Below are 25,589 nucleotides of genomic sequence, written 5' to 3' on the forward strand. Positions count from 1 at the left end.
CATGGCAAGCGATCTGCTTGGAATTGGTACCTCGGGTGTGATGGCCCAGCAGCGACTGCTGCAGACCACCAGTAACAACATCGTCAACGTCAATAGCCAAGGCTATGTGCGTGAACGGACCCTGATCTATACCAATGCCAACGGACTGGGTACCGGCGACATGCTGACCGAGCGGGTCATCAACGCCTATGCCCAGGGAGAGGTCAGACGCGACACGTCCGCCTTCTATGCCTCTTCCACCCGTTATCAGCAACTCGCCAACACCGACAGCCTGCTGGGTGACACCAGCAACAGCGTCGGCGCCGCCATCAGCTCCTATTTCGAGGGCTTCCATACTGCCAACGAAGCGCCTGCCGACATCTCCGGCCGCAAGACCACCTTGAGCGGGCTGAGTGGCATGGTGAACCGCTTTCACACCCTGTCGGCCCAGCTGGACAAGCAGACCGACACCATCAACACCACCATCGGCGATGAAGCCAAGCGGGTGAACAGCCTGATCAACAGCATCAACGATCTGAACCAGGCCATCATTCGCACCCAGGGCACGCCGGAAGAGAACCTGATGCTGTTCGACCAGCGCGACGAGGCCATTCGCCAGCTCTCCGAGAAGATGGAGATCCGTACCGTGCCGCAGGCCAACGGCAGCATGCTGGTCAACATGAGCACCGGCCACTCCTTGGTGCTCAACGGCAGCGTTGCCCAGCTCAGCGTGGTGCCGGGCAATCCCGATGCCCGTGAGTCCGAGTTGCAGCTGGTCATGGACCCCAACAAGATCACCCTGAACAACAAGGATATTGGTGGCGGTCTCGGTGGTCTCTTCTCCGCCCGCAACGATCTGGAGCCGGCCAAGTGCGAGCTAGGTCAATTGGCAGCCGCCATGGCCGATGCCATGAACCAGCAAAACCGGTTGGGGATGGATCTGGACAACGAACTGGGGGGGGATCTCTTCTCTCTTGGCTCGAGCGATGGTCTGACCTACAGCCAGAACACCGGCAGTGGTGCCGCCAAGGTGAGCTTCGTGCCCGGCAAGGGCACGGAAGTGACTACCTTTGATTACGAAGTGCAGTTCAGCAGCGCCACCGGTTACGAGGTGTTTTCGGTGGACAAGGATGGCAACCGCACTTCGTTGACCACAGGTACCACGCCGCCCGCCACGGTGCAGGTGGCGGGTCACGGTATCCAGATCGATCTCTCCGGTACCCCGGCGGCGGGGGATAGGATCCTGCTGCAGCCGACCAAGCGGGCAGCCGCCGGCTTGGGTCAGCTGGCTACCCGGGCCGAAGATCTGGCGCTGGCATCGCCGCTCAAGGCCGATAAAGGCAAGAACAACTTCGGTTCGGGCGAGATCAAGCTCAATGGCATTACCAATACCGGTGCCGGCTCAGGCTTTGGTATCAACAGTCTGAATCCGGCCTCACCTCAGATAGTGAAGATAGACGGCAGCGGCAACTATGAGGTCTATGCGGCGGACGGTACCACGTTGATTGGGGTAGCCCCCGCTTCCAGCAAGGGACAGAACCTGATGGCTGCCCTCGAGAGTCCACTGGGTGGGCCCAAGGTCTACGCCACCCCGGCCCAGACTCCGGGGTACGAGTTCAGCATTACCGGCAAGGTGGAGGCCAAGGACAGCTTTACCCTCAGCTATAACACCGACGGCTTTGCCGACAACGCCAACGGGCTGGCTCTGGCGGATCTGCAGAACAAGGATCTGGTGCGCAAGAGCAGCAACGCCGGCACCAGCAACGACAAGATGACCTTCAACGAGGCTTACTCCAGTCTGGTGACCGGGGTGGGCAATACCGCCAGCCAGGCCAAGAGCCAGCTCAAGGCAGACGAAACGAAATTGACCCAGAGCAGGGGGATTTTCGAGAGTGTCTCCGGCGTCAGCCTGGAAGAGGAAGCGGCCAACCTGATCCGTTATCAGCAGTCCTATGCCGCCTCCGCCCAGATCGTCAGCACCGCCAAGACCATTTTCGATACCCTGTTGTCATCAGTGAGGTAAATCGATGCGTATCACCACCAACATGGTCTATGACCGCAATATCTCCTCGCTGAACGGCGCCAACGAGCGGCTGAGCACGGCGTATGAGCAGCTGATGACCGGCAACAAGTTCAAGACGGCGGGGGAAGATCCCTCCGGCATGAGCCAGAAGCTGGCGCTGACCAAGGAGATCGATCTCTTCAAGCAGTACGGGGTCAACGGCAGCCTGCTGGAAAACAGCCTGGGCCACGAGGAGACGGTGCTGACCGCCCTCAACACCGCCATGACCAGTGCCCAGACCCTGATCCAGAAGGCGAACGACTCGGCGGTGGGCTATGAGGATCGCCAGGCCATTGCCAGCGAGCTGGAGGGGCTGCAAAAGCAGATGTTCGACCTGATGAACAGCAAGAACTCCCAGGGCGAATATATCTTCGGCGGCAACCAGAGCAAGACCCAGCCCTTCATTCAGGATGCCAGCGGCAATTATGTCTTTCAGGGGGATACCGGCCAGCGCAACATTCAGGTGTCGCCGACGGTGCAGATCCCTGCCAACGATTCCGGCTTCAATCTGTTCGAGATTGTGCCGACCCGCAGAACCAGCAGCGCGGGGAGCGCCAATATTCAGGTAGGGGTGGCCGATCAGGGCCACTTCGACAGCTTCTATCGCAACAACTACGACCCTTCGCTTGCCAGCAACCAGTATACGGTGAACACCATCGCCGGCACGCCGGATACCTATGAGATCAGGGATGGCGGAGGTGCCTTGCTGCAAAGCGGCGACTATATGGCAGGCAACAAGATACCCTTCAACGGACTGGAGCTGACCCTGTCGCTGCCGGCAGGGGGGGCGGCGCAAAACTTCGTGCTGGATCCGCCCCAGAACAACAACATCCTCGATGGCATGTCCGACTTCATCACGGCGCTGCGGGATCCCAACATCACGCCGGATACCTTCCAGCTGAAGGTGGCGGATGCCACCGCCCACATGAAGAATGCCCGGCTGAACGTGGATCAGGGGCTGGGGGAGATTGGCGGCAGAATGAACGGGCTGGAGCAGGTGATGGGCTCGAACGAAGGGCTGAGCACCTTGAACCAGCAGGCGAGGGCCAAGGTCTCCGAAGCGGATCTCTATGAGGTGATTGCCACCTTGTCAAAAGAGGATGCGGCACTGAGCGCCACTCAGCTCTCCTTCAGCAAGATCAGCAAGCTGACCCTGTTCGACTACATTCGTTGACCGGTCACCCATCGCTCGCGGCCCTGATGGCTGCGAGCGATAGTTACCCGCTTGGCCCCTGTTTTTCCCGCTCGTTTATCCTCATTCAACTCCCCATGCCGGCCAATTGTAACAAGCTGTTGCCACAGGCTATTTAGCGCATTGCGACGGGTTGACTCCTATTGAGCATTCGATAATCATGCAGCCCGCACAACAGAGGGTTGTGCGCATATTTGCAGCATCTCGTTAGGCGAGGCTCCTGTATAAACACAGGCCACTGATCTCACGACGTCCAGAGACGCCCAAGATCAGGACAGTTTTCATCGGATTAAGGTGTAAACCCAAGTGGCTTCCGGCATACCGGATACGTTATGCAGTGCTAAAGCTGGTACGTGGGGATGATGACACGCCGGACGGCGTCATTTCCTGCCTATTACTCGTCAATCAAATTGCTGTTTTCTTTCAGACGGCGACGGATCACCGTTCGCGCTCAGGCTTGCCTGAAATCACATAAGGTCATTTGTGATGAAGAAAACACAGACTCTACTCAATCGTCATCAACTGCTCGATCTGGCTGCCCTGCAGGGCTGGCTGGAGCACAACCTGGATCCGGTTCAGCGTGCCGATCAGCTGCTGACCCTGCGTCCGGAAGAGCTCAACTGCATCTTCGATACCCTGCCCACTGCCGATGGGGCGGCGCTGCTCAGTTCGCTGTCTGCTGACTGTGCCGGGCGTCTGCTGATGCGGCTGCATGCCAGCATCGTCAGCGTGTTGCAGGGGGCCATGCCCCGTCGCGACATGCTGGCCATTCTGCGCCGGCTGGGCAGCAGTGATCGCACCATGCTGCTTGCCCGCTTCCCGGAGCATGTACAGTCCACCTTCTACTCCCTGCTCGACTGGCCGACCGAATCGGTGGGCGCCAACATGCGCCACGAATTCCTGGCCATTGGCGATCAGGAGACGGTGGGCAGCGCCAAGCAGCTGATCCACGATGCCTGGGACAACGCCCAGCTGTTCCAGAACCTCTATGTGGTCAACAACGACCACCGCCTGCTTGGCAGCATCTCGCTCAAATCCCTGCTGATTGCCGACCCGCAACTGCCGGTGAGCGAGTTGATGGACCGGGAGACGGTGCGCATCAACGCCCGGGCGGATCAGGAACTGGCCGCCCGCCTGTTGATTGACCGCGACATCTCTACCCTGCCGGTCGAGGATCAGGGCAAGCTGGTGGGGATCTTCCACGTGGACGATGCCGCCGACATCCTGGAGCTCGAATCGACCGAGGATGCGGAGATGCAGGGTGGCTCCTCGCCACTCGACACTCCCTATCTGCAGGCGACTCCCTGGCAACTGTGGCGCAAGCGGGTGGGCTGGCTGCTGATCCTGTTCGTGGCCGAAGCCTATACCGGTACCGTGCTGCGGGCGTTTGAGGAGCAGCTGGAAGCGGCCATCGCGCTGGCCTTCTTCATTCCGCTCCTGATCGGTACCGGCGGCAACAGTGGTACCCAGATCACCACCACCATAGTGCGAGCCATGGCGGTCGGGGAGGTGAGCCTGCGCAACCTCGGCACCGTGCTGAAAAAGGAGATCTCCACCGGTCTGCTCATCTCGGCCGCCATCGCGCTGGCCGCCTGGGTACGGGCCTGGAGCCTGGGCGTTGGCCCCCAGATCGGCATGGTCGTTACCCTGACCATCATCGCCATCGTGCTGTGGAGCGCCACCGTTGCTTCTGTGATCCCCATGGTGCTGCGTCGCTTCCGCATCGACCCGGCCGTGGTATCCGCCCCCTTCATCGCTACCCTGGTGGATGGTACCGGTCTTATCATCTACTTCGAGATCGCCAAGCTGCTGCTGCCCGAGCTGCAGTAAGCCGCCATCCCGAAAATGCAAAAGGCAGCCCGCGGGCTGCCTTTTTTGTTTCGCCGCTTTGTCTCGCTGTGTCGGCGTCAGCCGAGCTGGAACAACAGTGGCCAGCCCTGCTCCTGACAGTAGCGGTGCTCCTTCTCCAGATTTTGCATCAGCAATTTGTTCTCGTCGCACCAGTCCAGTGGCAGGGTGACCACCAGCTGATCGTCGGCGGCCTGCACATGCCAATCGGGTAGCAGGTTGTCCTGGCGCCTGTGGTGGGCGGCGACTGCGAGGCGCAGGATGCGGATGCAGCGCAGCACCGTCTGTTCATCGTGGTTGGGCAGGGAAGGGAGCTCGGAGAGCTTGAGCCCCTTGCGGTGAAAGCGTACCAGCGCGGCCAGCAGGGCCTGATCGTCCTGGTTGAAGCCGGGCAGGTCGGTGTGCTGCAGGATATAGGCGGAATGTTTGTGAATGCCGCTGTAGTTGATGGCAAGGCCGATTTCGTGCAGCCGCGCCGCCCAGCCGAGGATGGCGCGATAGGGCTCCTCCGGCATCTCCCAGGGGCCGCTGAGCAGATCGAACAGGGTCAGCACGCTCTGTTCGACCCGGCCAGCCTGACGCTTGTCGATGCGATAGTGGGTGGAGAGCGCCAGGGCAGTGCGTTCGCGAATGTCGTGGTGCTGCAGGCGCTCCTCGAACTCGTACAGCAGTCCCTCACGCAGGGCGCCATCGGAATAGTCCATCCGCTCGATGGGCAGCGAGGCGAAGAGCCCGAGCAGGATGGCCACCGCGGCGGCAAATACCTCCTGACGTTCTTCGGTGAGGCCGGCCAGCTTGAGATCGCCGACCCGCTTGTGCCGGATCATCTCCTGCTTGAGCCGTTCCAGCCCGGCCAGGGTGATGGCGCCATCGGTCCACTCTTCCCCCTGCAACACATCGCGCACGGTGCGGATCGAGCCCGAGCTGCCGAGGCAGCTCTGCCAACCCAGCTTGCGGTACTGGTTGATGATGGGGGCGAGCTGGTGCTGGGCTTCCAGCACTGCATTGTTGAAGGCTTTTTCGCTCAACTTGCCGTTGGCAAAGAAGCTCTGGGTGAAGCTGACGCACCCCATCTTGCGGCTGGTGAGCGCCTTGTGATCGAAGCCCTCGCCGATGATGAGCTCGGTGCTGCCGCCGCCGATGTCCACCACCAGTACCTGGCCTTCGATGTGCTGGGTATGGGCGACCCCCTGATAGATGAGGCGCGCCTCTTCCTGGCCGCTGATGATCTCGATGGGGTGGTTGAGCACCTTGGCCGCCTCGCTCACGAACTCGCGGACGTTGCTGGCACGGCGCAGGGTATAGGTGCCGGCGATGCGGATCTGATCCGGCTTGATGTTGGTCAGCCGCTCGGCAAACAGGGCGAGGCAGTCGAGGCCCCGGGTCATGGCTTCGGCAGACATGCGGCGCTGGCTATCCATTCCCTCTGCCAGCCGCACCCGTTCTTTTATCCGATCGACGATCTGCAGCCGTCCCTCGGTGAGGCGGGCGATGACCATGTGAAAGCTGTTCGAGCCCAGATCCACGGCGGCGTACAGGCTATTGTCCATTGTTTGACTCTATGCGTTTGAGGTAGTCGTAAATCGCGACCTGGGAACGGATCTTGCGGCGGTTGCCCCGCTTCACGTACTCGTTCTTCTGGTCGGCATCAATGACCCGCGCCTTGCAGGTGTCACTCAGTTGTAGCTCGAGAATGTCGAGGATGCGCTGCTTGAGCCGCTCGTCATAGATGGGGGTACCCACCTCGATGCGGCCGTCGATGTTGCGGCTCATCCAGTCGGCGCTGGAGATATAGAGCTGGGGATTGCCCTTGTTGTGGAACACCATCACCCGCGGGTGCTCGAGGAAGCGGTCGATGATGCTGATCACTTTGATGTTGTCGCTCAAGCCCGGCACACCCGGACGCAGGGCACACATGCCGCGGATGATCATCTGGATGGGCACCCCGGCCTGACCGGCGGCATAGAGCCGGTTGATGAGGTCTCTGTCCACCAGGTTGTTGATCTTGAGGGTGATGCCGCTCGGCTGGCCCGCCTTGGCGTTGGCCAGTTCGTTGTCGATGAGCCGGTAGAGCTGGCGGCGGCTGTTGATGGGGGAGACCAGCAGGTGGTTGAACTTGTAGCGCCGATAAGGGTATTCGATGTACTCGAACACCCCCTCCACCTCGGCGGTGATGTCCGGGTGGCGGGTCAGCAGGGAGAAATCGGTGTAGATCTTGGCGGTCTTCTCGTTGAAGTTGCCGGTGCCGATGTGGGCGTAGCGCACCGCCTCACCCTGCTCGTGGCGGGTGATGAGGCAGAGCTTGGAGTGGATCTTGAGGCTCGGCACCCCGAACACCACCTTGACGCCGGCATCGGTCAGGATGTTGGCCCAGTCGATGTTGGCCGCCTCGTCGAAGCGGGCGCGCAGCTCCACCACCACGGTCACCTTCTTGCCGTTGTTGGCGGCGTCGATGAGGGAGTGGATGATCCGCGACTTCTTGGCCACCCGGTAGATATTGATGCGAATGGCGCTGACCGCCGGATCGAACGCCGCCTGGCGCACCAGCTCGGTGAAGTGGTGGAACTTGTGGTACGGGTAGTAGAGCAGTATGTCCTGCTTGGTGATGGCGTCGAAGGCATTGACGAAGCCGTCAAAATCGCGGCAATCCAGCGCCGGCAGTTTGGGGTTTTCCAGATAATCCCGGCCCACGTTGGGGAAGCCGATGAAATCCTTGAAATTGTGATAGCGACCGCCCGGCATGATGGCGTCGTAGGAGCTGATTTGCAGCTTGAGCTTCAAGAAGCTTATCATCGCCGCCGGCATCTCCCGCTCGTAGACGAAGCGCACCGGCATGGCGGTGAGACGCTGCTTCAAGCCGTCACTCATCTTATCCACCAGGCTCAGATCCAGCTGGTCGGAGAGGTCATATTCGGCATCCCGGGTCAGCTTGACCGCGTAGGCGGCTATCTCGTCGTAGTCGAAGAAGCCCTTGAAGATCTCGTCGAGACAGAAGCGGATGACGTTGTCGAGGATGATGATCTGCTTCTTGCGGCGGGTGCCCTCGGGCGGCAGCTGGAAGAAGCGGGGCAGATCGTCGGTCGGTACTTCCACCAGCGCGTACTGGATCACCTGACCGTTCTTCTTCATCTCGATGGCCAGATAGGTGTATTCGTCTTTCAGGAACTTGACCGGGTTGACCTCCTTGTTGAGCAGGATCGGGATGATGTGGCGCAGCACCTTCTCCTTGAAGAAGACCCGCAGCCACTGCTGGATGGACTCGGAGAGCTGGTACTCGTTGACCAGGAAGATGTTGTGGCGGGCGAGCGCTATCAACAGCTCCTTGTAGGTGTTGTCGAACGCCTCGCCGAGCGCCATTACCTTCTGCTGGATGGCGCGCAGCAGCACCTTGGCCTCGTCGTCGCCACCGTGTACTTCGTTGATCAGGATGCGGCGCTTGACGTCCGATACCCGCACTTTAAAGAACTCGTCCTGGTTGGAGGAGAAGATCCCGAGGAAGCGGACCCGCTCGATGAGCGGGACCGTCTTGTCCATTGCCTCTTGCAACACCCGTTCATTGAATGAGAGCCAACTCAGCTCCTTCTCTTCATACTGCTTGTCGGTGCTCATGTGATGCCTCTGTGGTCAGGTCGCGTCTGCGCGGCAGTTATGGCGTGGAAATATGACAGATTGATGACCATCCGCTCAGTCGATGATGGCCTGATCGATGTCGACCACCAGATCGTCCGACAACGACTCCAGCGCACTGATGAGATCCCCCAGTTCGAGTCGGGGTGGCAGCGCCACCAGAGCGTGGGCGTAGAAGAGCGGGGCGCCGGAGTGGGGAGCCGGTTCGCAGCCGGTGGTGAGGTCGGCCACGTTGATGTTGAGCTGACGCAGGATGCTGGCTACTTCGTGGACGATGCCGGCCCGGTCGTTGCCGGTGACGCTGACCATCACCTGCCGTTCCGGCTCCTGGCTGAGCTGGCCTTCGGCAAAGCTGACGGTGAGACCGGGCAGCATCACCAGCGCCTCGCACAGGCTGCGGTAGTGTTCGTCAGGCACGCTGACGTGCAGGATGCCGGCAAATTGTCCCGCCAGCTCGCTCATGGAACTGGCCAGCCAGTTGCCCTGCTGGTGGGTGATGACGTCCGCCAGACTCTCGACGATACCGGGCTTGTCAGCGCCTATCACGGTCACGACCAATTGCTTTTGCATCCTGCTCTCCTTGGAAAATGGGTACTCCGTAGCATTGTGCCTGCTGTCACAGGCCATATGAAGCCCCGCCCACCGCAAATATGGTGAAAAAGCACCGCCGGGAGGGGGTTGGCGCCATTTCTGCACTGCCTGCGCCCGCTGCACCGTGGTAGAGTGATGCCCCTGTTTTGTATTGTGAACCGGATAGCTCTTGTGAACGGGATGTGCGCGTATGAATAGCCTTGTCGTATCGGGATTGGTGTTGTTGGTGTTGCTGCTGCTGGCGATCTTCTGGAGCAGGGGCAAGAAGGGCAAGGCGCTGCCCTATGATCTGCAGGAGACCCTGTTCAGCCCCGCCGAACGCTCCTTCCTCGGCGTGCTGGATCTGGCGGTCGGCGACCAGGCCCGGGTCTTTGCCAAGGTGCGGGTCGCGGACGTGCTGACGCCGGAGACGGGCATGGGCAAGAGCAAGTGGCAGCAGGCGTTCAACAAGATCAGCGCCAAGCACGTGGACTATCTGCTCTGCCACCCCTCCGATCTCTCCTTCATCTGCGCCATCGAGCTCGATGACAGCTCCCATCGCCACCAGAAGCGCAAGGTGCGCGACAGTTTCCTCAAGGCCGCCTTTGACAGCGCCGGTCTGCCGCTGCTGCAGATCCCGGCAAGCAGCCATTATCAGGTCGAGGAGCTGCGCGAACAGATCCTGCCGCTGCTAAGCGGCCCCCGCAGAGCTCCGGATGAGGATCTGCTGCCAGGGGATCGCCGCGAGCCCACCTTCAGTCCCCTGCAACTGGATCGGGTCGAGGTGGAAGAGCCTCGTCATGGCGGTCGTGCCCCGGCCGTGGCCCCCATCAAGGCGATCGTATCGCCACGCAGCGCGCCGCTGCCGGCGGCTGACGCCGAGCTGGTGGAGAATCTGTTTGCCGAGGTAGAGGATGAGGAAGAAGAGTATCCCCATCAGGTGCCGCACTGTCCGCGCTGTGATGCGCCGCTGGTGGAACGGGAAGCCAAGAAGGGCCCCCATGCCGGCCGGCTGTTCCTGGCCTGCAGCCGCTTCCCCGAGTGTCGCTACGCCGCCCCCCATACTCACGCCCGCCATTGATCCTCACCGCCTGTTTGCGGCTTGCTATTGGCCGCAAACAGGCGCACCTGCTCGTGTTCCTGCCTCTCTTGCTTGCCCGCTGCCTGCCCACCGTACCTAAAAAAAGAGGCGACAAAATTTATCTTGTTGCGCCGTTGGGTCGATAAACTTAGGTGAAATGCGACAAATTTTGACAATGCGTCGGAATTTTGGCACTTTGTGCATCCTGCATAAAGTGCGTGGTTTGACCACATAAGCACAATAAAACAATAAGTTACGTCGAGAATAAGAGGGATGGATATGATGGCAATGGGAGTGTTGATTGTTGACGCCGATGCGCAGCGGCGCCAACAGTTGGGGACAGTTCTCTCGTTCATGGGGATCCCCTGGCAGGACGTTGCCGAGGGCGATCTGGATGTGGCCATCGAGTCATCCGGCCCGCTGCAGGGGGTGCTGACCGGTTCCCTCAACGGCCGCCCGCTGGGCGAGCTGCTGACCGGATTCCCCCGGGTGCCTTTCCTGTCGCTGGTGGAGGCCGATTTCCCCAACAGCAACTTCATCGGGGTGGCCGAGGCGCCCTTCACCTACGAATCCCTGACCCGCCATCTGCACTTTTGCCAGGCCTTCGTCTCCCTCCATCCTCGTCAGCAGACCCACGACAAGGGACAGGCGCTGCTGCGCCTGCTGGTGGGCAAGGGCAAGGGGATCCAGGAGGTGCGTCGGCTCATCAGCCAGGTGGCCGAGACCGATGCCAACGTGCTGATCCTCGGCGAATCGGGTACCGGCAAGGAGGTGGTGGCCCGTGCCATTCATGAACTGTCCGGCCGAAGCCAGGGCCCCTTCGTGCCCATCAACTGCGGCGCCATTCCGGCTGAGCTGCTGGAAAGCGAACTGTTCGGCCACGAGAAGGGGGCCTTCACCGGTGCCATCGCGGCCCGGCGCGGGCGCTTTGAGCTGGCACAGGGGGGCACCCTGTTTCTCGACGAGATCGGCGACATGCCGCTGCCGATGCAGGTCAAACTGCTGCGGGTGCTGCAGGAGCGGTTGTTTGATCGGGTTGGCGGCGGCAAGCCCATCCAGGCGGATGTGCGCATCATCGCGGCCACCCACCGGGATCTGGAAGCCATGATCCGTACCCAGGGTTTTCGCGAAGATCTCTACTATCGCCTCAATGTCTTCCCCATCGAGACCCCACCGCTGCGGGATCGGGCCGACGACATCCCGCTGCTGCTGCAGGAGCTGCTCAACCGCCATGCCGAGCTGCATCAGGGGATGATCCGCCTGACCCAGCGCGCCATGGAGTCCCTGATGCAGTACCCCTGGCCCGGCAACGTGCGCGAGCTCTCCAACCTGCTGGAGCGGCTGCTCATCCTCTACCCGCAACAGATCGTCGACGTGGCTGACTTGCCGAGCCGCTATCGTCTGCTGCCGTGCGAGCCGCGGGACGAGCGGCTGACCGAGATGGACGAGCGCGATGCACTGGCCGCGGTGTTCCAGGATCCGCCCGAGCTGGATCTGCCCGCCAGCCACGCCCGCGCCATGCAACTGCCGGAGGAGGGGGTCAACCTCAAGGAGATGCTGGCCGATCTGGAGGTGGAGCTGATCCGCCAGGCGCTGGAGTCCCAGGATGGGGTGGTGGCCCGCGCTGCCGACCTGCTCGGCATGCGCCGTACCACCCTGGTAGAGAAGATGAAAAAATACGGGATGAGCAAGGAAGCATAAGGGTCAAAGCCTTGACGCCTAGCTTTAAGGCTTTGATTTTATATGTAAATTTTAGTGGCATGGAAATTGAATAAGCTGACTCAGTCGCCAGTTTGAGGTCAGCTTTATGACAGCCCAGCCGCAGGATACCCCGCTCCAGTCTCACGAGGTGAGCCAGCTTTACGCCATCTTCACGGCGCTGCCCACCGGTGTCTTGCTGCTCGACGGCGAGGGCCGGATCACCCGCGCCAACCCGGCCGCCAAGGCGCTGCTGGGAGAGCCGCTGGAAGGCCAGGCCTGGCGCCAGATCATCGACCGCTGTTTCCAGCCCCGCGAGGATGACGGCCACGAGATTTCCCTGCGCGATGGGCGCCGGGTCCAGCTGTCGACCCAGCCGCTGCCGGATCAGCCGGGCCAGCTGGTATTCATCAACGATCTGACCGAAACCCGCCAGCTGCAAGATCGCATCAACCACATGAAGCGGTTGTCCGCCCTTGGCAACATGGCCGCCTCGCTGGCCCACCAGATCCGCACCCCGCTCTCCGCCGCCATGCTCTATGCCGCCAACCTAGCCAACCGCACCCTCAAACCTGAATCCCGCAGCCAGTTCCAGCAAAAGCTGATGGCGCGCCTGCAGGATCTTGAGAAACAGATCAGCGACATCCTGCTGTTTGCCCGCAACGGCGACAACCAGGTGGTGACCCCGACGTCGGTGCAGGGGTTGCTGGCCGAGGTGCAGGCCGGCGCCGAGGCATTTTGCAGCCAGCAGGGCTGTGAGCTGCACATAGAGGCGCCGGAGCCCGATCTCTGCCTGCTGGCCAACAGCAGCGCGCTGGCGGGGGCGGTCAACAACCTCATCGCCAATGCCCAGCAGGCCGGCGCCACGTCGCTGCTGGTGAGCGCGGTGCGCAGCGGCGCCCGGGTGGAGCTGCGCATTCTCGACAACGGCAAGGGGATGCCCGCTCACCTGCTGAGCCAGATTTTTGAACCCTTCTTCACCACCCGCGCCCAGGGCACCGGCCTTGGGCTGGCGGTGGTGCAGTCCGTGGTCCGTGCCCATCAGGGCGAGGTCAGCGTGGCCTCGGTACCCGGCGAGGGGACCTGTTTTACCCTGTCGTTCCCCCTGCACCAGCAAGCGGCGCAGCTGGGGGGTGTAGCATGAGCGTCAGGCTCGTGGAAATGAATATTGCAGCGGCCAGGTTGGCTGTGGTGGGAGGTGTAGCATGACTCAGGCCCGGATCCTGGTAGTGGAAGATGACAATGGCCTGCGCGAAGCGCTGGTGGACACCCTGTTGCTCGGCGGCTATGAGTGCCGCGAGGTGGACAGTGGGGAGCGGGCTTTGCTGGCCCTGTCACGCCAGAGCTTCGACATGGTGATCTCGGATATCCAGATGGGGGGCATGGATGGCCTGACCCTGCTGGCCAACATTCGTCAGCAATATCCCCAAGTGCCGGTGCTGTTGATGACCGCCTACGCCAACATCGACGGTGCGGTGCGCGCCATGCGCGAAGGCGCCATCGATTACCTGGCCAAGCCCTTCTCGCCCGAGGTGCTGCTCAACCAGGTCAGCCGCTATGTGCCGGCCCAGAAGGTGGAGAAGCGGGCCGTGGTCTATGGCGATCCCAAGACCGCCGAGCTGTTCCAGCTGGCGACCCGGGTGGCCAGAAGCGAGGCCACCGTGATGGTGACCGGTCCGAGCGGGACGGGCAAAGAGGTGCTGGCCCGCTACATCCACGACAACTCCAGCCGTGCCGAGCAGACGTTCGTCGCCATCAACTGCGCCGCCATTCCGGAAAACATGCTGGAGGCGACCCTGTTCGGCTATGAGAAGGGGGCCTTTACCGGTGCGGTACAGGGCTGCCCCGGCAAGTTCGAGCAGGCGCAGGGTGGGACCCTGCTGCTCGACGAGATCACCGAGATGGATCTGGGGCTGCAGGCCAAGCTGCTGCGGGTGTTGCAGGAGAAAGAGGTGGAGCGGCTCGGCAGCCGCAAGATGATCCCGCTCGACGTGCGGGTCATCGCAACCAGCAACCGGGATCTGAAAAAAGCGGTGCAGGACGGCCTGTTTCGCGAGGATCTCTACTACCGGCTCAATGTCTTCCCGCTGCGCTGGACGGCGCTGTGGGAGCGTCCCGGCGACATACTGCCGCTGGCGGAGCACCTGCTGGTGTTGCATGCCGGTCAGCAGGGATTGCCGACGCCGCAGCTCACAGAACCCGCGCGCGAGCGGCTGCTGGCTCACCCCTGGCCCGGCAACGTGCGCGAGCTCGACAACGTGGTGCAGCGGGCCCTGATTCTGAGCCCCGACGGCCTCATCGGCTGCGAGCACCTGATCCTGGAAGAGGTGGAGGAAGAAGAGATCCGCCTTGTCGGCAGTGAGCGCAGCAGCGGCAGCGAGCACCTGGGCAGCGAGCTCAAGCAGCAGGAGCACCAGATCATTCTCGACACCCTGCAGGATTGCAACGGTAGCCGCAAGGCGGTGGCCGACCGGCTCGGCATCAGCCCGCGCACCCTGCGTTACAAGCTGGCCCAGATGCGCGAGGCGGGGATCGACCTGCCGGCCTGAAGCCATTCCAGGCCCTGCCATGGGCCACAGTGCGGGAGGCATCATGGTCTTGGCGGCCAGCCTCGATTATCATGGGGCCTCGGCGTTATGAGCCCGATTCCTGTCTGCATCGCCGCACAGGGGTCGGCGCCTTTATAAGGGACCCCTATGATCTCTCATCGAAAACTCGAAACCGTACTCAACCATCTGCTCGAACCGCACGCCATCAAGGATTACTGCCCCAATGGCCTGCAGGTGGAGGGGCGTGAACGCATTCGCAAGGTGGTGACCGGTGTCACCGCCAGCCAGGCCCTGATCGATGCGGCCGTGGCCGCCGATGCTGACGCCATCCTGGTCCATCACGGCTACTTCTGGAGCGGTGAACCGGCCCAGATCACCGGCATGAAACAGCGCCGCATCAAGACCCTCTTGACCCACGACATCAACCTGTTTGCCTACCACCTGCCGCTGGACGTGCATCCCGAGGTGGGCAACAACGCCCAGCTCGCCAAGCTGCTCGACATCAAGGTGCGCCGCGGCCTCGAGCCCTGGAACAGCAAGAGCGTCGCCATGGTGGGCAAGCTGGAAGAGCCCATGAGCGGCAGCGATTTTGCCAAGCTGATTGCCGAGCGGCTCGGCCGTGAACCACTCCATTGCGGCGACAGCGGCCCCGAGCTTATCCGCTCGGTGGCCTGGTGCACCGGCGGCGGTCAGAGCTACATCAATCTGGCGGCAGAGCAGGGCATCGATGCCTTCATCTCCGGCGAAGCCTCCGAGCAGACCATCCACACCGCCCGCGAGATGGGGATGCACTTCTACGCTGCCGGCCACCATGCCACCGAGCGTTACGGCGTCAAGGCGCTAGGGGAGTGGCTGGCGACGGTGCACGGGCTGGATGTGACCTTTATCGATATCGACAATCCGGTCTAGGGCCGATTAGCCGCGCAGCGGCGTAATCGGACGTGATGACAGCAATTGCGCTGGTAGATAGAAATGACAAGGGAGGCCTGGGCCTCCCTTGTTGCATTTTATTACTGCGGTTAGCGGTTACTCGCTGGCATAGCCTGCCGGGCCAAGCTGCATGCCATCGAGCAAGGCAGACCCTGCCCGCATCTGCAAGCGCCCTTCACAGAACCACTGCACCACCAGCGGGTAGATGCTGTGTTCCTGCACCTGTACCCGGGCCGCCACCTCGCCGGCATCATCCTCTGCGAAGATGGGGACGCGCGCCTGCAGGATCACCGGGCCGCCATCCAGCTCTTCGGTGACGAAGTGGACGCTGGCGCCATGCTCGTCGTCACCGGCGTCGATGGCGCGCTGGTGGGTGTGCAGCCCCTGATATTTCGGTAGCAGGGAGGGGTGGATGTTGATCATCCGCCCGGCAAAGTGCCGCACCAGGTCGGCACTCAGGATCCGCATAAACCCGGCCAGTACCACCAGATCGGGCTGATAGCCCACCATCAGCGCCAGCAGGGCTGCGTCATACTCCTCCCGGCTGGCAAACTGCTGCTGGGCGAGGATGGCGGTGGCCACCCCCGCCTCTTTGGCACGCACCAGACCATAGGCATCGGCCTTGTTGCTGATGACGCCGACCACCTGACCGGCAATCTTGCCGCCGGCACAGCCGTCGAGGATGGTCTGCAGGTTGCTGCCGTTGCCGGAGATCAGCACCAGGATGCGTTTCATGGGGGAGGTCATTTGGCTGTTGATCCGGTCATTCATTGAATGATGACCTGCTCCTCACCATCGGCCGCCTTGGCGATATGGCCGATATGCCAGGCGTTCTCGCCTTCGGCCTTGAGCAGGGTCAGGGCTTTTTCCAGCTGATCTGCCGGCAGGGCGATGATCATGCCGACGCCGCAGTTGAAGGTGCGGTACATCTCGTGGCGGGTGACGTTGCCGGCTTGCTGCAGCCAGCTGAACACCGCCGGCCACTGCCAGCTCTGCTCGTCGATCACCGCCTTGGTGTTGGCGGGCAGCACGCGCGGGATGTTCTCCCAGAAGCCGCCACCTGTGATGTGGGACAGGGCGTGGATCTCGCACTCCTTGATGAGCTTGAGCACGGGTTTCACGTAGATGCGGGTCGGTTCCAGCAGGGCGTTGGCCAGGGTGGTGTCACCCAGCGGCTGCTGCACGTCGGCCTTGGAGACTTCCAGGATCTTGCGTACCAGCGAGAAACCGTTGGAGTGGGGGCCGCTGGCGGCCAGGGCGATCAGGGCATCCCCTTCGCCGACCTTGCTGCCGTCGATGATCTCGCTCTTCTCCACCACACCGACGCAGAAACCGGCGATGTCGTAGTCTTCCCCTTCATACATGCCCGGCATCTCGGCGGTCTCGCCGCCCACCAGGGCGCAACCGGACTGCTCGCAGCCGGCACCGATGCCGGTGACCACGGCCGCGGCGGTGTCGACGTCCAGTTTGCCGGTGGCATAGTAGTCGAGGAAGAAGAGGGGCTCGGCGCCTTGCACGATGAGGTCATTGACGCACATGGCCACCAGGTCGATGCCGACGGTATCGTGCTTTTTCAGATCGATGGCGAGGCGCAGCTTGGTGCCCACCCCGTCGGTACCGGAGACCAGCACCGGCTCCTTGTAGCCCGCAGGGATTTGACACAAGGCCCCAAAGCCGCCAAGACCACCAAGGACTTCAGGACGACGAGTGCGCTTTGACACGCCCTTGATACGTTCAACCAGTGCATTGCCGGCATCGATATCCACGCCAGCATCCTTGTAGCTCAGTGAGGTTTTGTCAGTCACGCGTATTCCCCGTCATATAAAGAAGTGGAGGGTAAAATTCGGGGCGTATTCTAACAGTGGCGGTGAAAAACCAGAAAGGAAATCGTTTGCGCGTTTTTGCACGGAAATGCTCTACAAGCGGCGGCTTTTGTTGTATGATTCCGCGATTTTTTTGCGGCAGTTAGAGGAGATAATAATGAAAGTCGTTGAAGTCAAACACCCCCTGGTCAAGCACAAGATCGGTCTGATGCGTGAAGGCGATATCAGCACCAAGCGTTTCCGTGAACTGGCCAAGGAAGTGGGCAGTTTGTTGACCTACGAAGCGACCTCTGACTTCGAAACCGAGAAGGTTACCATCGATGGCTGGAATGGGCCAGTGGAAGTTGACCAGATCAAGGGCAAGAAGGTCACCGTGGTGCCCATCCTGCGTGCCGGTCTGGGCATGATGGATGGCGTGCTGGAGCACATGCCGAGCGCCCGCGTCAGCGTAGTCGGTATCTACCGCGACGAAGAGACCCTGCAACCGGTTCCCTACTTCGAGAAGATCGTCAGCAACATCGAAGAGCGTCTGGCGCTGGTCATCGACCCCATGCTGGCTACCGGCGGCTCCATGATCGCCACCATCGACCTGCTCAAGAAGAAGGGCTGCCAGTCCATCAAGGTGCTGGTGCTGGTTGCCGCACCGGAAGGCATCAAGGCGCTGGAAGCCGCTCACCCGGACGTGGAGCTGTTCTGCGCCTCCATCGACCAGGGCCTGAACGAGAAGGGCTACATTGTCCCGGGTCTGGGCGATGCCGGCGACAAGATCTTCGGCACCAAGTAAGCCTCGATCGCCTCATCGCGCGCCAGCAGGCGCGCAAACGGAGCCGGCACCCCGCCGGCTCCGCTGTTTCTCCCGCCCCGGCTTGCTGCCATGCGCGCCTTGCCGCTACCATAAGCACCATCTCCCATTTCGAGACTCCTCTCATGCTCAAACGTGTTGTGACCGCCCTCTGCTGCGGCTTGTCATTCATGGTGTCGGCCGCCCAGGTGACCGATCTCTATCAGGGCAAGGCGCCCACCAGCGGCGACATGGCGGCGGCTCAGTCCCAGGCCCTGGGCGAGGTGCTGATCAAGGTGACCGGCAAGCGCGACATCCTGACCCAGCCGGCGGTGGTCAAGGCACTGACGGCCCCCGGCGAGTTCGTGCAGCACTACGGTTATCAGGATGTGGGGCCGGTGAAGTTTCTCAAGGCCGATTTCGATGTGGCCAAGGTCAATGCCCTGGTGGCCGAGAGCAAGTTCGCCCTGCTGGGCCCGGCCCGGCCGCAGGTCGCCATCTGGCTGGTGATCAATGAAGGGGAGCGGCGCATTCTGCCGGATCAGTCCAATGATGGCTGGGCTGCCGCCCTGCGTACCCAGGCCCAGGCCATGGGGCTGCCGGTCAGCATTCCGCTGATGGACTTGGACGACAACATGGCGGTCAACGCTACCGACGTCTGGGGCCGCTTCGCCGATCCCATCCTCAAGGCGAGCCAGCGTTACGGCGCCGAGATGGTGGTGCTGGGCAAGCTGACGCCCGATGGCAAGGAGGAGGGCAAGTGGAGCATCGACTGGGGTCTCTACGGTCCCAAAGCGGGCGGTGAGCTGAGCGAACTGACCAAGGGAGAGGGCGCCGGCACCCAGGCCGAGGTGGCGCAGACGTTCGCCGATGCCCTGGCAGGCTGGCTGGTGCAGAACTACGGGGCGCGTATCTCCGGTGTCGCCTCCAGCCAGACACTGGTGGTGGAGGGGTTGTCCGGCATCGATGGCATGATCACGGTGCAGAAGATGTTGCAGGGGATGGCCAGCGTCACCAAGGTGGAGATTGGCAAACTGGAGGGGGACAAGGTGACCTTCAACCTGAGCCTGCAAGGGGACAAGGCCGAGCTCATCCGCGGGCTGCAGCTGGAGAGCCGACTGCGCCAGCTGGCGGATACCCCCGAGGGGCTGAGCTATCAATGGTCGCAGCCCTGATCCTGGCGAGGATCCTGACCGGCTGGCCGGGCATAACCAGCGTGGGCCCAGGGTGCGGTTTTTCGCGCCGGCCAAGGAGTAGCCGCTTTCGTTAGTAATGGTCGCAGCCTGGATCCTTTATGAGGATCCACACCGCCCGGCATCGTCCGGGCGGTTCTCTATCCGCCTTCGCGATGATACACTTGCCCGCAAATGTCACAGTCAAAGCCCAACGAGTGAAGCAACCGGCCCAACTGTCTTTAGCCGTACAACTACCGGATGATGAAACCTTCGTCAGTTTTTATCCCGGCAACAATGCTCATCTGATCACCGCCCTCAAAAATGCGGCCATTGGTCAGGGCTCACCTTTCCTCTATTTCTGGGGGGCCAAGGGATCGGGCCGCTCCCATCTGCTGCACGCCACCTGCGCCGAGGTCAATGCCCGCGACGCCGCAGCCGCTTATCTCTCCCTCGATCAGTTCGAACAGCTGGATCCCAGCATGCTCGACGCCCTCGAAAGCCTGCCGCTGGTCTGCCTCGACAGCCTGGAGGCGATCGCCGGCAATGCGCAGTGGGAGCGGGCCCTGTTCGATTTTTACAACCGCTGGCAGGAGAAGGGCGAGGGGACCCTGGTGGTGACCGGTTGCAGCGCGCCGCGCAAACTGGGGCTGCAACTGCCGGATCTCGCTTCCCGGCTGGACTGGGGAGTGAGTTTCCACCTCGACGAGCTGGACGATGAAGGCAAGCTCAGTGCCCTGCAGCTGCGTGCCGAGCTGCGGGGCTTCAAACTGCCCATCGACGTGGGCCGCTTCCTGCTAAACCGTCTCTCGCGCGACATGCGCACTCTGCTCACCACTCTCAATCAGCTCGACAACGCCTCCTTCCGTGCCAAGCGCAAGCTGACCATTCCCTTTGTCAAAGAGATCCTCGAGCTCTGAGAACCTGGCCACGTTCTTACTGCGAGGCCGTGAGCAAGGCTCATGTGCTGCTCGGAATCCTCATGTATCCATATACACTCCGGTTCCTGCACTGCTCTTCACCTTGCTGACGACCTCTCGTCACAGACCGTGAACAGGTTCTATCGCTTTGTTCCTTCTCCCTTCGGGAGAAGGGCCTTTCAAAAAAGAAACCCCGGCCAGTGGCCGGGGTTTTGCTATCTCAAGGACTCTCTCAAAGAGTTCCGTCTATCAGTGGAACTGATCTTCTTCGGTGGAGCCGGTCAGCGCGGTCACCGAGGATTGGCCGCCCTGAATGACGGTGGTCACCTTGTCGAAGTAACCGGTACCCACTTCCTGCTGGTGTGCCACGAAGGTGTAACCCCGCTCGGCAGCGGCGAACTCGGGCTGCTGCACCATTTCGACATAGTGCTTCATCCCTTCGCCACGGGCGTACTGGTAGGCCAGCTCGTACATGTGGAACCACATGTTGTGGATACCCGCCAGGGTGATGAACTGGTACTTGTAGCCCATGTCGGACAGCTCCTGCTGGAAGCGGGCGATGGTGGCATCGTCCAGGTTCTTCTTCCAGTTGAAGCTCGGCGAGCAGTTGTAGGCCAGGATCTTGTCCGGGTACTGGGCCTTGATGGCCTCGGCAAACTTGCGCGCCTCGTCCAGATCCGGCTTGGCGGTTTCGCACCACACCATGTCGGCGTAAGGGGCATAGGCCAGACCGCGGGAGATGGCTTGCTCGATACCGGCCTGCACCTTGTAGAAGCCTTCTGAGGTGCGCTCACCGGTCAGGAAGCCAGCATCGTACGGATCGGCGTCCGTGGTCAGCAGGTCGGCGGCGTTGGCGTCGGTACGGGCGATCACCAGGGTGGTGGTGCCGCAGACATCGGCTGCCAAACGGGCTGCGATGAGCTTCTGTACCGCTTCCTGGCTCGGCACCAGCACCTTGCCGCCCATGTGGCCGCACTTCTTGACGGAAGCGAGCTGATCTTCGAAGTGCACGCCGGCGGCGCCTGCTTCAATCATCCCCTTCATCAGCTCGAAGGCGTTCAGCACGCCGCCGAAACCGGCTTCGGCATCCGCTACTATGGGTAGGAAGTAGTCGATGAAGCCCTTGTCCTGCGGGCCCACCTTGTTGGCCCACTGGATCTGGTCGGCACGGGCGAAGGAGTTGTTGATGCGCTCGACCACCGACGGCACCGAGTTGGCTGGGTAGAGGGACTGATCCGGGTACATGGTGGAGGAGAGGTTGTTGTCCGCCGCCACCTGCCAGCCGGAGAGGTAAATTGCCTCAATGCCTGCCTTGGCCTGTTGCACCGCCTGACCGCCGGTCAGTGCGCCGAGGCAGTTTACATAGCCCTTCTTGGCGCCGCCGTGGATCAGTTCCCACAGCTTGTCGGCACCGCGCTGGGCCAGGGTGTGCACCGGTTGCAGGCTGCCACGCAGGTTTACCACGTCTTCGGCGCTGTAGCCGCGCTTGATCCCTTTCCAGCGGGGGTTTTCCGCCCAGTCTTTCTCGATAGCCTGGATCTGTTGCTCACGGGTCAGTGCCATATCAGTTCCCTCTTTCATTGATTTCACGTTTCCATTGACTTGTTATTGGCGAGCCCCGCTGGGGAGGCCCTTAGTTCAGAGCCGCTCGTAACCGGGCAGCGTCAGAAAATCGATCAGTGTATCGGCGCAGGTGATCTGTTCCATCAGCTCGCTCGCCTCGGCGAAGCGGCCTGCCTGCCAGCGCTCGGCCCCCACTTCGGCTTTGACCACCTCCTGCTCCTCGGCCAGCATCTGGCGGAACAGATCCTTGGTCACCACCTTGCCGTTCGACAGGCTCTTGCCGTGTCGGATCCACTGCCAGATGGAGGTGCGGGAGATCTCGGCGGTGGCGGCGTCTTCCATCAGACCGTAGATGGGCACACAGCCGTTGCCGTTGATCCAGGCTTCCAGGTATTGCAGCGCCACCCGGATGTTGGTGCGCATGCCCGCCTCGGTGCGCTCACCCTCGCAGGGGGCCAGCAGCTCGGCGGCCGTGATGGGGGCATCCTGCTCGCGCAGCACGCCGATCTGGTTGCTGGCGCCAGCCGGGATGGCGGCGTTGAACACCGCCATGGCGGTATCGGCGAGGCCGGGGTGGGCCACCCAGGTACCGTCGTGGCCGTTGTTGGCTTCACGCTCTTTATCCGCCTTCACCTTGGCAAATACCTGTTCATTCACGGCAGGATCTTTCGCCGGGATAAAGGCCGCCATGCCACCCATGGCCAGCGCGCCGCGCTTGTGGCAGGTCTTGATCAGCAGCCGGGAATAGGCGGAGAGGAAGGGTTTGTCCATGGTCACTACCTGGCGGTCCGGCAGGACGCGATCAGGGTGGTTCTTCAAGGTCTTGATGTAGCTGAAGATGTAATCCCAGCGGCCGCAGTTGAGGGCGACGATGTGATCCTTCATCTGATAGAGCAGCTCGTCCATCTCGAACACCGCCGGCAGGGTTTCGATCAGCACGGTGGCCTTGATGGTGCCGCGGGGCAGGCCGAATTTGTCCTCGGTCCAGGCGAACACTTCGCTCCACCAGCGCCCTTCCAGGTGGCTCTGCAGCTTGGGTACGTAGAAGTAGGGGCCGGAGCCCTTGGCCAGCAGCGCCTGATAGTTGTGCAGGAAGTAGAGAGCGAAGTCGAACAGGCCGCCGGGTATGGGAGCGCCATCAAAGGTGACATGTTTTTCCGGCAGATGCAGACCGCGCACCCGGCAGATGAGTACGGCCGGATCGGCGTTCAGGGTATAAGCCTTACCTTCCGGGCTGGTGTAGGAGACGGTGCCGTTGACCGCATCGCGCAGGTTGATCTGACCCTCGATCACCTTGTTCCAGGCCGGTGCCAGTGAATCCTCGAAGTCCGCCATGAACACCTTGACGTTGGCGTTGAGGGCGTTGATCACCATCTTGCGCTCGACCGGGCCGGTGATCTCCACGCGGCGATCTTGCAGGTCGGCGGGAATGCCGCGCACCGTCCAGTCTCCGGCGCGGATGTGGGCGGTTTCAGGCAGAAAATCGGGCAGCTCGCCGCCGTCGATGCGGGCCTGGCGCGCCACACGTTGTTTCAATAATTCGTCCCGTTGGGGAGCAAAGCGTTCCACCAGTTCGGATACCAGGGCCACCGCATCCGGCGTCAGAATTTGCGCGTAATCGGGATGCGTCTCGCCCTGGATGCGCAGACGAGCGCTGCAGTGGGTCTGGGCCGGTGCCGACATAGGGTTCACTCCTTTGAGAATTACATTTTGAACTAATTAACTACGACTAAAGTCGATCCCTGTTTTTTTCAAACTTCCCGTAACAACGGGGTAACACGATTCATAAGGTGCGAAATATTGCTCTATTCGTCAACAGGTTTTTTAAAACGCACGTTTTGGTCATGATGTTAAGTTGATGTTTATAAAGCATTTATGTGATTAGCGTAAAAACTCTATGCAGATGGTTATGCTCTTGTTTTTCATCCCCTGCCGGTGGCGGATGATGAGGGGGGATAGGGACGCAGTTGTGTAAGTTATTACGTAATAAAATTACAAATGCAAAAACAAATCCCGACCTAACTCCAAGCTTCTCAAAAACACATGTATGAAATGAAAGGTGTAAACCCAGCAGGCATATAACTCCTGCTGGTGTTAAGGAGAGAACGATTGTTTAAAACAATTATGGTTAAAAGGGGTCGAATGGGATCTGGTCGGCAGAAGAGGAGAAAGTGAGGCGCAATAACGTAGGTTTGTATCACTTGGGTGGATGAGGTGCCTGGGGGCAGGGAGGGGATGTAGTAGTGGATATGACTACTGTTGTTTAGTTTTGTAGCATTTTATTGTTATTTGTGCCTGCGGGCCATCCTAGCCCTCAAAGGAGGTAAAACGGGGCGCCATTTTCAGTGCCACTGCCATTTTTTCCCGGTAGTTCAAGAGCGACATGTCTGCGCCGTCGGCTCAGTAATCATCGTCCGGTGCCGCCAGATCGACGACATCGAGCCGCACCACCGGGCCGTGTTCGGTGGCATACTGATTGGTTGCCGACTCGGTAGCCGGTTGGGGCAGGGGGACGTACTCTGGCTGTGTGTCAACTGCTTTGGTCATGGGTGCTTGCCTCATTGATTGCAAGCCGGTCGGTGACTCCATCACCCGCGCTCCCACCTCCCTGTTTGAACTGCCGGCGGAAAAGTTGCGTATCCTAGCGGGACTCTTGAAAGGTTTCAAGCGATTCTGAATGAAATTTGTACCACAGCTGAGTGGTGACTCTGCGACAGGTTCACCCAGGAAGAGCATTCAGACGGTCTGCTGATGCGCTACGACAGTGGCGGCATAAATATAAAGCAGGCAAAAAAATAGCCCAGTCGCGAGACTGGGCTATTTTCGGGGAAATTGGTCGGTGTGAGAGGATTCGAACCTCCGACCCTCTACACCCCATGCAGATGCGCTACCTGGCTGCGCTACACACCGACGAGGTCAGTTCGAGCTGACGGAGGGAAGTCTAATGATCTGAGCAAATGGGTGCAACTCCTTTTTTATCAGAGAGATGCTGACTGCTTCTTTATTGTGCAGGCAAGATGCGACTTGGGGCTGTGGCGCAGATTTGGCATAATCGCCGCCCCGTATTGCCGGGGAGCCCGTCATCATGTTGTTTGGCTGCGCTACCCGGTTGCGGGCAATGAGCGGCAGGCAATCAAGCTGCAAGTGCATCGCCGGCAACCCGTCACAGAGAGGAACCAGGGTGTGAAACCATCAGACGTCACAGAATCAGTGAGCCAGCGCGAGCAGGATGAACGCTGGATGCGCCATGCCATGGCGTTGGCCGAAAGGGCGGAGGGGATTGGCGAGATTCCGGTCGGGGCCGTGCTGGTACTGGGTGACGAGATCGTGGGGGAGGGCTGGAACCGCTCCATCAGCGAGCACGATGCCTGTGCCCATGCCGAAGTGATGGCGATCCGGGCCGCCGGCGTTCGGCTGCAAAACTACCGTCTGCTCGATACCACCCTCTATGTGACGCTGGAGCCTTGCTGCATGTGCGCCGGTGCCCTCATCCACAGCCGGGTCAAACGAGTGGTCTATGGCGCCCGTGATCTCAAGACCGGCGCGGCGGGCTCAGTGTTCGAGATCCTGCAGGACCCGCGTCACAACCACGGGGTTGAACTGACTGGCGGTGTGCTGGCCGATGCGTGCTCGGCCCAGCTGTCGGATTTCTTCCGGCGGCGGCGCGCCGAGAAAAAGGCCGCCAGATTGGCACTGCAACAAAGCGGCGGTCCCGCCGACTGAGAACGGCGAAATCGACGAGGCCGCCTTCGCGCGTTATATTTTCCTGTATCTTCTTGTAAAACAGATGGTTG

Annotated in this window: 20 protein-coding genes, 1 tRNA gene and 1 riboswitch; of the genes, 12 read left to right on the forward strand and 9 right to left on the reverse strand. The window is 61.2% G+C overall.

The annotated features are described in order from the left end of the window. Position 1 precedes the first annotated feature (1 nt). The 3 genes from PG881_RS12010 (at position 2) to mgtE (ending at position 5,063) form a co-directional block, all read left to right on the forward strand. Entirely contained in the window at positions 2–2,002 is a 2,001-nt protein-coding gene (locus tag PG881_RS12010) for a FlgK family flagellar hook-associated protein (RefSeq protein ID WP_270800222.1), read from the forward strand. Positions 2,003–2,006: 4 nt separating this feature from the next. Next, complete coding sequence (flgL, locus tag PG881_RS12015; RefSeq protein ID WP_270800224.1) at positions 2,007–3,215, forward strand: flagellar hook-associated protein FlgL; 1,209 nt, start codon at positions 2,007–2,009, stop codon at positions 3,213–3,215. Between the two features lie 214 nt (positions 3,216–3,429). Beyond that, positions 3,430–3,599: riboswitch (M-box (ykoK) riboswitch) on the forward strand. Between the two features lie 120 nt (positions 3,600–3,719). Next, positions 3,720–5,063: a magnesium transporter gene (mgtE, locus tag PG881_RS12020; RefSeq protein ID WP_270800226.1), complete on the forward strand. Its 1,344-nt coding sequence runs from the start codon at positions 3,720–3,722 to the stop codon at positions 5,061–5,063. A 77-nt stretch (positions 5,064–5,140) separates the two neighbouring features. On the opposite strand, the gene ppx is transcribed toward mgtE, so the two are convergent. From ppx to PG881_RS12035, 3 genes are all read right to left on the reverse strand, one after another. Further along, positions 5,141–6,631 (reverse strand): exopolyphosphatase, encoded by a 1,491-nt coding sequence (gene ppx, locus PG881_RS12025; RefSeq protein WP_270800228.1) that lies wholly within the window; start codon positions 6,629–6,631, stop codon positions 5,141–5,143. Next, positions 6,621–8,690: a polyphosphate kinase 1 gene (ppk1, locus tag PG881_RS12030; RefSeq protein ID WP_219253510.1), complete on the reverse strand. Its 2,070-nt coding sequence runs from the start codon at positions 8,688–8,690 to the stop codon at positions 6,621–6,623. The genes ppx and ppk1 overlap by 11 nt, the downstream gene beginning before the upstream one ends. A gap of 75 nt (positions 8,691–8,765) precedes the next feature. Continuing rightward, the gene (locus PG881_RS12035) at positions 8,766–9,278 is read right to left on the reverse strand and encodes a glycine cleavage system protein R (RefSeq protein ID WP_016351315.1); all 513 of its coding nucleotides are present in this window, start codon (positions 9,276–9,278) and stop codon (positions 8,766–8,768) included. Between the two features lie 211 nt (positions 9,279–9,489). On the opposite strand from PG881_RS12035, the gene PG881_RS12040 reads away from it, so the two are divergent. From PG881_RS12040 to PG881_RS12060, 5 genes are all read left to right on the forward strand, one after another. Continuing rightward, the gene (locus PG881_RS12040) at positions 9,490–10,359 is read left to right on the forward strand and encodes a DUF2726 domain-containing protein (protein ID WP_043162497.1); all 870 of its coding nucleotides are present in this window, start codon (positions 9,490–9,492) and stop codon (positions 10,357–10,359) included. 279 nt (positions 10,360–10,638) lie between these two features. Beyond that, entirely contained in the window at positions 10,639–12,060 is a 1,422-nt protein-coding gene (locus tag PG881_RS12045; RefSeq protein ID WP_017409846.1) for a sigma-54 dependent transcriptional regulator, read from the forward strand. Between the two features lie 106 nt (positions 12,061–12,166). Beyond that, positions 12,167–13,201 (forward strand): sensor histidine kinase, encoded by a 1,035-nt coding sequence (locus tag PG881_RS12050; protein WP_264098287.1) that lies wholly within the window; start codon positions 12,167–12,169, stop codon positions 13,199–13,201. 61 nt (positions 13,202–13,262) lie between these two features. After that, positions 13,263–14,606 (forward strand): sigma-54-dependent transcriptional regulator, encoded by a 1,344-nt coding sequence (locus tag PG881_RS12055; protein ID WP_264098286.1) that lies wholly within the window; start codon positions 13,263–13,265, stop codon positions 14,604–14,606. A gap of 147 nt (positions 14,607–14,753) precedes the next feature. Beyond that, positions 14,754–15,515 carry a Nif3-like dinuclear metal center hexameric protein gene (locus PG881_RS12060; RefSeq protein ID WP_016351311.1) on the forward strand — a complete coding sequence of 254 codons (762 nt, stop codon included), beginning with the start codon at positions 14,754–14,756 and terminating at the stop codon, positions 15,513–15,515. A 117-nt stretch (positions 15,516–15,632) separates the two neighbouring features. Here the strand turns inward: PG881_RS12060 and purN are convergent, their stop codons facing one another. Together purN and purM are read right to left on the reverse strand one after the other, a co-directional pair. Then, the gene (purN, locus tag PG881_RS12065) at positions 15,633–16,271 is read right to left on the reverse strand and encodes a phosphoribosylglycinamide formyltransferase (RefSeq protein WP_162901864.1); all 639 of its coding nucleotides are present in this window, start codon (positions 16,269–16,271) and stop codon (positions 15,633–15,635) included. A 32-nt stretch (positions 16,272–16,303) separates the two neighbouring features. Continuing rightward, positions 16,304–17,341 (reverse strand): phosphoribosylformylglycinamidine cyclo-ligase, encoded by a 1,038-nt coding sequence (gene purM / locus PG881_RS12070; RefSeq protein WP_073350871.1) that lies wholly within the window; start codon positions 17,339–17,341, stop codon positions 16,304–16,306. A gap of 175 nt (positions 17,342–17,516) precedes the next feature. Between purM and upp the strand changes: the two genes are divergently transcribed. From upp to hda, 3 genes are all read left to right on the forward strand, one after another. Beyond that, the gene (gene upp / locus PG881_RS12075; RefSeq protein WP_005302745.1) at positions 17,517–18,143 is read left to right on the forward strand and encodes a uracil phosphoribosyltransferase; all 627 of its coding nucleotides are present in this window, start codon (positions 17,517–17,519) and stop codon (positions 18,141–18,143) included. Between the two features lie 143 nt (positions 18,144–18,286). Further along, positions 18,287–19,315: a DUF2066 domain-containing protein gene (locus tag PG881_RS12080; protein WP_270800240.1), complete on the forward strand. Its 1,029-nt coding sequence runs from the start codon at positions 18,287–18,289 to the stop codon at positions 19,313–19,315. 215 nt (positions 19,316–19,530) lie between these two features. Next, positions 19,531–20,232 carry a DnaA inactivator Hda gene (hda, locus tag PG881_RS12085; RefSeq protein WP_005320168.1) on the forward strand — a complete coding sequence of 234 codons (702 nt, stop codon included), beginning with the start codon at positions 19,531–19,533 and terminating at the stop codon, positions 20,230–20,232. A 249-nt stretch (positions 20,233–20,481) separates the two neighbouring features. Here the strand turns inward: hda and aceA are convergent, their stop codons facing one another. The 4 genes from aceA to PG881_RS12105 form a co-directional block, all read right to left on the reverse strand. Beyond that, on the reverse strand, positions 20,482–21,795 hold the full coding sequence (gene aceA, locus PG881_RS12090; protein WP_011706620.1) for an isocitrate lyase: 1,314 nt from the start codon (positions 21,793–21,795) through the stop codon (positions 20,482–20,484). 75 nt (positions 21,796–21,870) lie between these two features. Continuing rightward, positions 21,871–23,478, reverse strand: coding sequence for a malate synthase A (aceB, locus tag PG881_RS12095; protein WP_011706619.1), 1,608 nt, complete (start codon positions 23,476–23,478; stop codon positions 21,871–21,873). 717 nt (positions 23,479–24,195) lie between these two features. Then, positions 24,196–24,342 (reverse strand): hypothetical protein, encoded by a 147-nt coding sequence (locus tag PG881_RS12100; RefSeq protein WP_162901865.1) that lies wholly within the window; start codon positions 24,340–24,342, stop codon positions 24,196–24,198. Positions 24,343–24,628: 286 nt separating this feature from the next. Beyond that, positions 24,629–24,705 (reverse strand) — tRNA-Pro (locus PG881_RS12105). 273 nt (positions 24,706–24,978) lie between these two features. Here PG881_RS12105 and tadA point away from each other — a divergent pair. Next, positions 24,979–25,518 carry a tRNA adenosine(34) deaminase TadA gene (tadA, locus tag PG881_RS12110; RefSeq protein WP_017409854.1) on the forward strand — a complete coding sequence of 180 codons (540 nt, stop codon included), beginning with the start codon at positions 24,979–24,981 and terminating at the stop codon, positions 25,516–25,518. Positions 25,519–25,589: the final 71 nt, after the last annotated feature.

It is taken from the genome of Aeromonas sp. QDB54, assembly GCF_027707385.1.
In the GTDB taxonomy this organism is placed as follows: Bacteria; Pseudomonadota; Gammaproteobacteria; order Enterobacterales; family Aeromonadaceae; genus Aeromonas; species Aeromonas hydrophila.

Bases quoted from the DNA above. Each gene is read 5' to 3' on its own strand.
- PG881_RS12010 (WP_270800222.1), top strand. From the start codon at position 2: ATGGCAAGCGATCTGCTTGGAATTGGTACCTCGGGTGTGATGGCCCAG.
- flgL (WP_270800224.1), top strand. From the start codon at position 2,007: ATGCGTATCACCACCAACATGGTCTATGACCGCAATATCTCCTCGCTG.
- mgtE (WP_270800226.1), top strand. From the start codon at position 3,720: ATGAAGAAAACACAGACTCTACTCAATCGTCATCAACTGCTCGATCTG.
- ppx (WP_270800228.1), bottom strand. From the start codon at position 6,631: ATGGACAATAGCCTGTACGCCGCCGTGGATCTGGGCTCGAACAGCTTT.
- ppk1 (WP_219253510.1), bottom strand. From the start codon at position 8,690: ATGAGCACCGACAAGCAGTATGAAGAGAAGGAGCTGAGTTGGCTCTCA.
- PG881_RS12035 (WP_016351315.1), bottom strand. From the start codon at position 9,278: ATGCAAAAGCAATTGGTCGTGACCGTGATAGGCGCTGACAAGCCCGGT.
- PG881_RS12040 (WP_043162497.1), top strand. From the start codon at position 9,490: ATGAATAGCCTTGTCGTATCGGGATTGGTGTTGTTGGTGTTGCTGCTG.
- PG881_RS12045 (WP_017409846.1), top strand. From the start codon at position 10,639: ATGATGGCAATGGGAGTGTTGATTGTTGACGCCGATGCGCAGCGGCGC.
- PG881_RS12050 (WP_264098287.1), top strand. From the start codon at position 12,167: ATGACAGCCCAGCCGCAGGATACCCCGCTCCAGTCTCACGAGGTGAGC.
- PG881_RS12055 (WP_264098286.1), top strand. From the start codon at position 13,263: ATGACTCAGGCCCGGATCCTGGTAGTGGAAGATGACAATGGCCTGCGC.
- PG881_RS12060 (WP_016351311.1), top strand. From the start codon at position 14,754: ATGATCTCTCATCGAAAACTCGAAACCGTACTCAACCATCTGCTCGAA.
- purN (WP_162901864.1), bottom strand. From the start codon at position 16,271: ATGAAACGCATCCTGGTGCTGATCTCCGGCAACGGCAGCAACCTGCAG.
- upp (WP_005302745.1), top strand. From the start codon at position 17,517: ATGAAAGTCGTTGAAGTCAAACACCCCCTGGTCAAGCACAAGATCGGT.
- PG881_RS12080 (WP_270800240.1), top strand. From the start codon at position 18,287: ATGCTCAAACGTGTTGTGACCGCCCTCTGCTGCGGCTTGTCATTCATG.
- aceA (WP_011706620.1), bottom strand. From the start codon at position 21,795: ATGGCACTGACCCGTGAGCAACAGATCCAGGCTATCGAGAAAGACTGG.
- aceB (WP_011706619.1), bottom strand. From the start codon at position 23,478: ATGTCGGCACCGGCCCAGACCCACTGCAGCGCTCGTCTGCGCATCCAG.
- PG881_RS12100 (WP_162901865.1), bottom strand. From the start codon at position 24,342: ATGACCAAAGCAGTTGACACACAGCCAGAGTACGTCCCCCTGCCCCAA.